This is a genomic window from Faecalispora jeddahensis, assembly GCF_000577335.1.
Taxonomy (GTDB): domain Bacteria; phylum Bacillota; class Clostridia; order Oscillospirales; family Acutalibacteraceae; genus Faecalispora; species Faecalispora jeddahensis.
Genome location: NZ_CBYL010000077.1, coordinates 1 through 8822, shown reverse-complemented (window position 1 = coordinate 8822; position 8822 = coordinate 1). Strand labels below are relative to the sequence as shown.

The window sequence follows — 8822 nt, the reverse complement described above, 5'->3', positions numbered from 1 at the left end:
GGGGAGGACCCCAATTACCAGTACCAGAAAGAGAATCTGGAGAAACGGCCGGATATTTCCCTGGTGGTAAAACTGGGCTACGGCCACTGCGGTTTTTTAATGCAAAGCCCGCTTGAATTTGCCCATCTGTTAAAGGAGGAATGAAACGATGTCGCCTGTACTGTCTGCTGTTTTGGAGGGCCTGGTCTGGTCCGCCTTGTGGATCATTATGCTGATGTGCCTGTTCTACCGGTATCCCTGGCTCTTGGTGCACGATTATCCGCCGGATGCCCGCGCGGCAGCCCGTCTGCCGGAGCCTTCGCCCGCACAGCGCCGGAACGGAATCCTGTTTACCGTATGCTGCTATATCATTTTGATCGGTACGCTGCTCGCAGCGGGGCTGGTTCACTACGCCGCCGCCCCGGTATCGTTCGGTACAGTGCTTTTGCACCTGTGGATCATCTGCATGGCCTGGAATGTGGTGGACCTTCTGGTGATGGATTGGCTGCTGTTCTGCACAATTACCCCAAAGAGCTTTATCTTACCCGGAACGGAGGGCTGCAAGGGGTATAAGGATTATCGGTTCCATCTGGTCGGTTTTGGGAAAGGGTGCATTTATATGACGCTGTTTGCCCTGATCTTTGCCGCCATCGATTTTGCAATCCTGAAATTCCTTCTTTGGTAAGCATCGGAGCAAGCAGTTTGGGAACAGTCTTTCATTTCCGGATAAAAATACATAAGCGTTTGGCAGAGAGAAAAGTGCCCGATCAGCACACCGTGTTCTGAGGAGAACCCTTTACAAAGATGGCTGGAAATGGTATTATCTGAATAAGAATAAAAGAAAGGATACGACAGAAAATGGGAGTAATCGGAAGTGCAGACGGCCCAACTTCTATTATCGTGTCTCAGGAACCCTCAGGTATGAGTATGCTCGGTATTTTAGCCATTGCTGCTATTGCAGTCGTAATCGTAATTATCGCTTTGGTAGCATGGGCGCTTACCAGACACGGGCGGGAATAAGAAATGAGCTTCGGGTAAGGGGCTTTCTTTTGCTCGGCCTTTTGTCGGGGGACAGATGGACCTAATAGAAGCAAATACAAATGAAAAGCGTTTGAATCCCTATCGCAAACAAGGATCTTCCTTGTTTGCGATTTAGCTTTCAGAAAAAAGATTGAACATAGAATCGGGCGGCAAATGTAACGGTAATTTTGCCTCTGTTTGGTTGTTTGCCGCGTGCTGCGGACAGAGATGGAACGAATTCCATTTGGACCATATGGCCGAGGCGGTTTTTTATCCTTTGAGGTCCACTTTGCTTTGTTCTTTCGTTTTACAGGTATTTTGTACGATTGGCTTAGGAAGAAACTTTTAGTGAAATTGCAGTCACGCCTTGTGTTTTCCCGTTGATGCGGCAAGAGAAAGCGAAACGTGAAATGCAGCATCGGCGGGATCGGAAAGATCCGGCTGTTCCGAACGGGGGGTCTTGACAATATCGAATAACAAAGCTTCCGTATTTTTTAAAACAACATTCCGGGCGCTCCAATATCGGGATTTCAAGCTGTTTTATTTTGGGCAGTGTATTTCCCTTGTCGGAACCTGGATGCAGCGAACGGCACAGATGTGGCTGGTTTATACCGTTACGAAATCTCCGCTGATGGTCGGCCTGATCGGAGTTGCCCAATTCACTCCGCTTTTGCTGTTCTCTCTTTTTGCGGGCGTCATTGTCGACCGGCTCCCAAAGAAAAAGCTTTTGATTGGCACACAGGCTCTGTTCATGCTGCAGGCGGTTCTGATGACGGTTCTGACGTATACCGAGCAGATTCAATACTGGCATATCGTGGTGCTCAGTTTTCTGTTTGGCCTGACGCAGACGATCGATATGCCCACACGTCAGTCCTTTTTCATTGATCTTGTGGGACCGAAAGATCTGACAAATGCCATATCGCTCAATTCCACCATTGTCAATCTCGCCAAGATCGTCGGGCCGGCTTTTTCCGGCATCGTGATGGTGAAGTTCGGGATGACATTCTGCTTTTTCCTCAACGCGGTCAGCTATATTCCGGTGATGATCGGAATTTTTTTGATCAGCGCCAAGGGGATTTCCGCGAGGGGGAAGGGAGAAAACCTGATTCAGCAGGTCGTGGAGGGGCTGAAGTATATCCGGCAGAGCCGGGTGCTGGTGATCAACGTGTTTGCCACCGCGGCCGTGTGCACCTTTGCCATGAACAACGACGTCATCATCCCGGTTTTTGCGGGCTCTGTACTGCGGCAGGGATCGGACGGCTACTCTCTTTTGCTCTCCATGGCGGGGCTCGGTGCCTTTGTGGCTGCGGTGATGATGGCATATCTGAGCAAAAACGGAGTGAAACGAGTTCTTCTTCCGATCAGCGGGATCGCTTCTGCGCTGCTGCAGGTGCTGACCCTCGTTACCCGGCAGTTTGCCGTGTGCGCCCTGTTGATCGGGCTGGTGGGATTTTTTAATCTTCTCTTCGTCAATACCTCCAATTCTCTTTTCCAGACGAATTCCTCAAACGAGTTCCGCGGCCGCGTGATGAGTGTGTATTCTTTTCTGAACCTCGGTTCCACTCCGATCGGGAACTTTCTTGCCGGCTCGGTGATGGAAAGCGCCGGAGGAGGCTTTGGATATGTGTTTTGCGGCGGCATGACACTCATGCTGCTTCTGGCTATTTTCGCGGTGCAGCGGGAAGAAATTTTGAAATGGTTCTCTCCTTCCAGGGAGAAAGTACCCCAGGAAGTATAATTTCTCGGGCTTGCCGGGAATTGCCGATGTACGCGCCGACGGGTCTGTTGGCTGATACCAGATCGCAAACGAGGAGGCTCCTTGTTTGCGATTTTTTCAGGAGGATGTATGTGGAATTATATTTGGCCGATTTTAATGGTGGTTGGAGCGAATGCGCTGTATCACGTGTGTGCAAAGTCAACCCCGCTTACCGTGGAGCCGCTGGCTTCCCTTACCGTTACCTATCTGACGGCTGCGGTCTGCTCTTTGATTTTGTTTTTCCTGGTGGGAGGAAATAAAAATCTGCTGCAGGAGGTTCATAAGGTCAACTGGACAAGCTTTACATTGGGGCTTTCGATTGTCGCACTGGAGCTGGGGTATCTGTTTGTATACCGCGCAGGGTGGAAGGTCGGCATGGGCTCGTTGGTTGCAAATGTGGGGCTTGCGTGTGTGCTGCTCGTGATCGGCTTTGTCTTTTTTAAAGAGAGCTTCTCCGCCCGCCAGCTGGTCGGTATGGGCATCTGTGTGCTGGGTATCTTCCTCATAACCAAATAAAAGGGAAGGGCCGGCAAAATGCCGGCCCTTTTTGCTGTAGTTAGGGAGTAACCAGATACAGGTTGTAGTTCGAGCCTTCCAGGCCATATTCCGCATAGTTTGTGTCGGTAAGGGTAATATCCAGTGTACCCTGAACAGACGGTGTATTGGGAACGCTCTGTCCCGCAGTCTGACCAACATCAACCTCAACGTCATATTCTGTGGTATTTGCCTCATACCCGTCGGGAGCGGCTACCTCTGTCAGCTGATACGTCTGCGGGGTGCCGGTAATGGACATCACGTTCGGGAACGTAAGGGTTCCGGTGCTGTCCGTGGGAGAAGAAACAGAAACCAGGGGTTTGCCGTTGCTGTCTGTAAGCTTAAAGGTCGCACCCGGCAGCACATAGTCGGGGAACCCTGCAACGTGCTTTGTCACCGTGATGGTGCCTGTCTCTGTCGGTGAATTGGTGCGGTCCTCCTCTAAGGGAGTTGCACTGGAAATAGTGATCGTATATTCTGTGGAATCCTGGGTATAGCCCGTCGTAGCGCCGGTCTGCACGTATTTATAGGTTCCGGGCGGCAGACCTGTGAATGCGGCTAGTCCGTTTTCGTTTGTTAGGGCGCTGCCAATCAGTATATCCGCCATAAAGTAAAGACTCCTTTTGATAAGGTGTATTCGGGGTAGTTTTCGTCCCGCAGAGTAATCAGCAGAGAACCTTCCCCTGTTGTGCGGAATGGGAAAGCCAGGCATTTGGGACAGTTCCTATACAGGCAAGCCCCAAAACCCTGCGCTGCAGGCTGAAAGGGACTGCTGTCCGCTGCCCAAATCCGGTAAAATCCGTTATAGTAAAAAGGGAGGCAAACCATCCCCCAACTGTTTGTTATTCCGCTGCTGACACAGTTTCCGGCAGAGTCCGTAAGAAAGATACAGGCTCTGCAAAGCGGCAGCTGTTCTGTATAACAAAACAAATTGAGGAAACCGATATTTCGACAATGGTTCATAAGGCACGGTCCTTTTCCTTCATTTCGGGAGCACTACCTCCGTTTTAGTATATGTGTTCTTTTGGCTGTGTGTGATGTTTTATCACTCTGCAGGACCCAAAATCAGAGCAAATCTCTTATTTTTCTCAACGGAATACCATAGCGAAAATTTGCATATTCTTTCAAACAGACAAGTTGTTTTACAGAATTTTTTGATTTCAAATTCAGTGGATGAAAGGAACATATATGGCTGCGGCTTTGTCGAGTTGGTAAGAGAAAGGGGAGGCCGCCCGGTTGCTTTTTTTCGATGGATACGTTATAATAACCTCACGGCATAAGCGAAAGCAGAGCTTTCGATGCCTGAGAGAGCATTGAAACATGATGGCAGGAATCAAGAAACAACTTTTTATGGATCAAGTGTAATTTGCCCTGGTTATCTGTTATAATAACCACACGGCGTAAGCGAAAGCAGAGCTTTCGACGCCCAAGAGAGTATTGAAACATGATGGTATGGAGCGGGAAAGCCGCTTTTTATAGATGAAAGAAGTTTGTTCCGGTTATCATGTGATAATAACCTCTGAAACAAAACAGAGCGGGTGCTCCTGATCGCGTTGAGTACAAAACGGTATTGCGCAGGGAAAACCTGATATAATAATATTAATAGACAAAAAGAGAGGTTAATCCCCTATGAAAAAATGGATGGCAATGATAGCCGCCGGGCTTATGGCGGTTTCTTTTGCGGGATGCGGCGCGGGCGATGTTGGCAGTGCGGAATATATGGCCAGCAAGGCAGCTGCATCGCAGGCAGCTGCGTCGTCTTCTCAGGCATCGCAGAGCCAGGCTGAGGTACAGTATGAGAACTCCCTGAAGGGCCTGCAGCAGTATATGACGGCTAAGGGAGTGGCGGAAGGTGACCCGATCGCTATGGAAGCCGGCTTGATTGGTGCCAAGGAAGGTGTCAGATACCGCGGCAGCTACGAAGGCAAAGAGAATATTACGCTGGAATTGTATCGATACGATCCTTCCGATCAGAACGAAGCAGCCCAGAAAGTTCTGGCCGACGTGAAGGAGAAGGGCACTTTCACCATTATGGAGAAGCAGGTTCCCGCCACTCTGAACGGCGACTACCTGATGGTCTATACCGACACGCAGACCGGAGATGTTCACGAGAAGCGTGCGGAAGAAGTCAAAACTATTTTTCTGAATTTTCAGAAATAATCTTTCAATACAGCAGTAAAAAAGCCTTTGCTTCATACCGGAGCAAAGGCTTTTTCTATGTGCATAGCCGTAAAGCGGGAGACTGGCCTTTTTCAATGGGACCATTCAGGATTGTGCGTTCAGCAAATCCAGTACGGTCTGGCCGTTATCTTCTTCAGGTTGGCTCGTCCCTTCCTTTAGGTCGTCGGGGATTTCTTCCCAATTCAGAATCACGCGCCCCAGACTGGTATCCAAAGTAGATTTCGAGAAGTTCGAGTCATCCTTGTCATGCGCAATTTCATAGATCCCGATCTGAATGGTCGACTCTTCTTCCTTGCCCGGGAGCTGATAAGTAACCTTTAACGGGTAGTAATACATTCTTTTCGTGACTTCGATGGGTCCTTTTTTCGGATCGGTAATTCCCCATCTTACAAGCTTTACGTTGGAATTCGCGATAGCTTGAATCAATTCTTTCGTCTGTTCGTTGGAATCTTCGGGATAGTATAAATATGGAACCGTGTAATTTCCGGATTTGCTTTGCAGACTGTCTATAAATACCCCCTCCAATTCGTGTTGAGCAAGACTGCGGTCTGGGGGTTCCTCTTCTTTTGACTGGCAGGAACTGAACAGCATTACAAGAGTGAGACAACTGAATAAAATGAGCATTCTTTTCCTCAATAAAATCACTCCTTCTTTTTCACTCCTTGATTTTGGAGCTACATATCCCACGTTCCATAGTATATTGTGTTGTTTTGCAAATCGATGATTCCAAAGACTGCGTTAGGGTACGGCGTATCCATAGAATCGTCAGAGGAAAGCGAGGCCTGCGGATTACCGGTGTTTCTAAAGATATAATATCCGTTCTGTATGTTAAAATCAATTTTCTTTACCATGCTAGAAGAGGTAAACGCGTCAACTCTCTCGTTGATCAGGACGGTTAGGGAAGAGTCAAGGGGAAGAGGACGCCAGCGGCTGAGTGATTTGTCTTGTAACAGTAAGCTCATTTCTTGCGGCGGAAGCTGATAGATATAGAAACAAAAGCCGTCACCCATTGCCCCGTAATCCCTTTCCGCAAATATAACCTTTGTTTCCGTTGGGAGCGTCAGTCCGAATTCCTCTTGAAATCGCTGAATCCCGCGGTCGGGTTTCATAAAAGCTGCATAGCACAGAATGGAAATAAGTGTAACGGCTGTCAGCACCATGATAAAAGAAAGCTTTCTCTTTGTCCTCATTATCATTTCCTCGTAGAAAGTATCGGCCAATCTATAAAAAGTGTGGATAGGCTGCTGCTATTATATTTGTTTCTATTTCTTGATTGCAAGAAACGAGTCGCTCCATTTTGGTTAGCAGTGAATTTCAATAAGTACTTTAAGCAGTAAAAAGGGCCTTTGCCCTGTTACGAGCAAGACCCTTCTAAATCTATTTTTTAAAATAAGCTTCGCGCAAGCAGATAACGAAGCCGGCAATTCCTAAAACAGAGAACACGAAAAGAGAGATAAAATATTGCTCCACCAATAATGCGTTTACCACACTGACTAAACTGATAAACAAATAAGCGATCGCTCCGACGACGAACAGCATCATTCCAAATGTACTTTTTTTCAATGAAAGATCCTCCTAACAGAAAAAATGCGGAATCGCATTTCTTTCATATAGATATGTTGTCAAGTTCTTATCCTTTTTTATCAATGTTGAATTTAGAATAGGAGCGGGGACTTTTCCATGTGTCGGAGCAACTTGTGGCTTATTTCTGAAAGAAGATTCCGATAGATACCGGCTTGTGTAGTACTGTTTATTCTGCCTTTTCCTCTTTATGTTTTTCCAGGGTATATTTTTTAGCACATCCTCGGAAATAGATTTCATAAATGCAAATCCATAAGCCTATCAGACCGATCCCGCAGAAAATGATATAAGGCAGCATCAAATGGGTTCCTAACAGAGCGCCCAAAGTTCCGGTGTATTGCCGGGTTGTTTCTCCCATTTGAGTGATATCAAATGGATTTTGAGCCAGAAACAGACTGAGCACAAGAAATCCGATTATTCCAACAAGAAACAGAATCATTCCAAAAGTGGATTTTTTCAAAGTAAATGAATCACCCTTCCGTATGTCTGTCGATTTTGAATTTGAAGAACGGAAATACGCTTAGTACATCCCCATAGAAATAATCATAACAAATAGCATCGCTACAATCTTTCTTATGCTTTCCATTATACAAAATGAAAACTGCATTGTTTAAAAGGGCTGCTCTTTAAATTTTTAAAAAGTTGCAAATCAAAACACTTATGAATATATATTTATTATAAATAATATAGAAATGAAAGTCAATTATATTTTGAATGATTGTGTTTTTGTAGATGTAAAAAAGATAACAACAAAAAACCGGAGCTGTAATACACAGCCCCGGCCTTTCCGGAGGAATCAATATTCAGATCGCAAAGCGATGCTTGCCAATCGTTGTGATGACCTTGCGGGAGAAAATCCACTTGCTTGTTGATTTTTCGGGATTATAATAGTAGATCGCTCCACCGGACGGATCGGAGCCGTTGATTGCGTCGCGCGCCGCCTTATAGGCGGAATCCGCGACTGGTGCGTTGATGCCGCCGTCGTTCAGGCACGAGAACGCTCCCGGCTGGTAGATCACGCCTGCAAGCGTATTGGGGAACGAAGGGTGCGAAATGCGGTTTAGGATAACTGCGCCCACGGCAACCTGGCCCGCATACGGCTCACCACGCGATTCCGCGGAGATGACGCGCGCGAGAAGGTCGACGTCGCCGCTGCTATATTGTCCCTGTCCGCCGCTGGAGCCCCCGGAGGAAGATGAGGAAGAAGAGATCCCCATCGCTTTGAGGGTCTGCGGCCCTGCGACACCGTCTGCCGTCAGATTGTTCTTTTTCTGGAAGCTGATGACAGCCTGCTTCGTCTGTTCGCCGAAGATGCCATCCACATTTCCTTTGTAATAGCCCCAGTTTTTCAGCTTGGTCTGAATCTGCTTGACCTCGTCGCCGCGCGAGCCGACTCTCGAAAGCGTCTCTACGGACGTGCCACCGCGCAGGCGTATGACGGCCTGTTCGCCTACGCCGCTGACAATGGAGATCATCAGCAGGTTCACAAGCAGAATCATCATAATGCGCCAGATGTATTTTCCGAATTCTTTATACTCTCTCTTTTGAGCATGTTTCATTATTATCACAACCCATTCTTTCAGTCCTTAAGAAAAGAATTCCCATACAAAGCGGATTTATTCGGAATCAAAAAAGCCTTTCATCAGGTGAAGGCAAAATTCTTTTTCACTTGAAAAAGTCGAAAAATGGCTTAAAACCTGGAAAAACAGGTCGAAAAACAGATAATTTTAAAAAAAGATGAAAAAACTTCAAAAAAAGCATTGACAATAGT

At 47.2% G+C, this 8822-nt stretch carries 10 protein-coding genes; 4 read left to right on the top strand and 6 right to left on the bottom strand.

The window, feature by feature from the left end; genetic code table 11:
* The first annotated feature begins 148 nt into the window (after positions 1-148).
* From TY09_RS17015 to TY09_RS17005, 3 genes are all read left to right on the top strand, one after another.
* Positions 149-664 (top strand): hypothetical protein, encoded by a 516-nt coding sequence (locus TY09_RS17015; RefSeq protein WP_009064935.1) that lies wholly within the window; start codon positions 149-151, stop codon positions 662-664.
* A 795-nt stretch (positions 665-1459) separates the two neighbouring features.
* Positions 1460-2737 (top strand): MFS transporter, encoded by a 1278-nt coding sequence (locus tag TY09_RS17010; RefSeq protein ID WP_207739200.1) that lies wholly within the window; start codon positions 1460-1462, stop codon positions 2735-2737.
* A gap of 108 nt (positions 2738-2845) precedes the next feature.
* Positions 2846-3271 carry an EamA family transporter gene (locus tag TY09_RS17005; RefSeq protein WP_042436832.1) on the top strand — a complete coding sequence of 142 codons (426 nt, stop codon included), beginning with the start codon at positions 2846-2848 and terminating at the stop codon, positions 3269-3271.
* A 40-nt stretch (positions 3272-3311) separates the two neighbouring features.
* Here the strand turns inward: TY09_RS17005 and TY09_RS17000 are convergent, their stop codons facing one another.
* A complete protein-coding gene (locus TY09_RS17000; protein WP_009064914.1) occupies positions 3312-3896 on the bottom strand; it encodes an MSCRAMM family protein in 585 nt (194 codons plus the stop codon).
* Positions 3897-4918: 1022 nt separating this feature from the next.
* Between TY09_RS17000 and TY09_RS16995 the strand changes: the two genes are divergently transcribed.
* Positions 4919-5449 (top strand): hypothetical protein, encoded by a 531-nt coding sequence (locus TY09_RS16995; RefSeq protein ID WP_009064871.1) that lies wholly within the window; start codon positions 4919-4921, stop codon positions 5447-5449.
* 105 nt (positions 5450-5554) lie between these two features.
* Here the strand turns inward: TY09_RS16995 and TY09_RS16990 are convergent, their stop codons facing one another.
* The 5 genes from TY09_RS16990 to sleB form a co-directional block, all read right to left on the bottom strand.
* On the bottom strand, positions 5555-6106 hold the full coding sequence (locus tag TY09_RS16990; RefSeq protein ID WP_042436829.1) for a hypothetical protein: 552 nt from the start codon (positions 6104-6106) through the stop codon (positions 5555-5557).
* 38 nt (positions 6107-6144) lie between these two features.
* Complete coding sequence (locus TY09_RS16985; RefSeq protein WP_042436826.1) at positions 6145-6660, bottom strand: hypothetical protein; 516 nt, start codon at positions 6658-6660, stop codon at positions 6145-6147.
* A 187-nt stretch (positions 6661-6847) separates the two neighbouring features.
* Positions 6848-7033: a hypothetical protein gene (locus tag TY09_RS16980; protein WP_042436823.1), complete on the bottom strand. Its 186-nt coding sequence runs from the start codon at positions 7031-7033 to the stop codon at positions 6848-6850.
* A gap of 187 nt (positions 7034-7220) precedes the next feature.
* Positions 7221-7511 (bottom strand): hypothetical protein, encoded by a 291-nt coding sequence (locus TY09_RS16975; RefSeq protein ID WP_042436820.1) that lies wholly within the window; start codon positions 7509-7511, stop codon positions 7221-7223.
* A 343-nt stretch (positions 7512-7854) separates the two neighbouring features.
* Entirely contained in the window at positions 7855-8610 is a 756-nt protein-coding gene (gene sleB / locus TY09_RS16970) for a spore cortex-lytic enzyme (RefSeq protein WP_052335761.1), read from the bottom strand.
* Between the last annotated feature and the right edge of the window lie 212 nt (positions 8611-8822).

What these genes read in the sequence shown, in the direction of transcription:
- TY09_RS17015 (WP_009064935.1), top strand. Translation starts at nt 149, where the DNA reads ATGTCGCCTGTACTGTCTGCTGTTTTGGAGGGCCTGGTCTGGTCCGCC.
- TY09_RS17005 (WP_042436832.1), top strand. Translation starts at nt 2,846, where the DNA reads ATGTGGAATTATATTTGGCCGATTTTAATGGTGGTTGGAGCGAATGCG.
- TY09_RS17000 (WP_009064914.1), bottom strand. Translation starts at nt 3,896, where the DNA reads ATGGCGGATATACTGATTGGCAGCGCCCTAACAAACGAAAACGGACTA.
- TY09_RS16995 (WP_009064871.1), top strand. Translation starts at nt 4,919, where the DNA reads ATGAAAAAATGGATGGCAATGATAGCCGCCGGGCTTATGGCGGTTTCT.
- TY09_RS16985 (WP_042436826.1), bottom strand. Translation starts at nt 6,660, where the DNA reads ATGAGGACAAAGAGAAAGCTTTCTTTTATCATGGTGCTGACAGCCGTT.
- sleB (WP_052335761.1), bottom strand. Translation starts at nt 8,610, where the DNA reads ATGAAACATGCTCAAAAGAGAGAGTATAAAGAATTCGGAAAATACATC.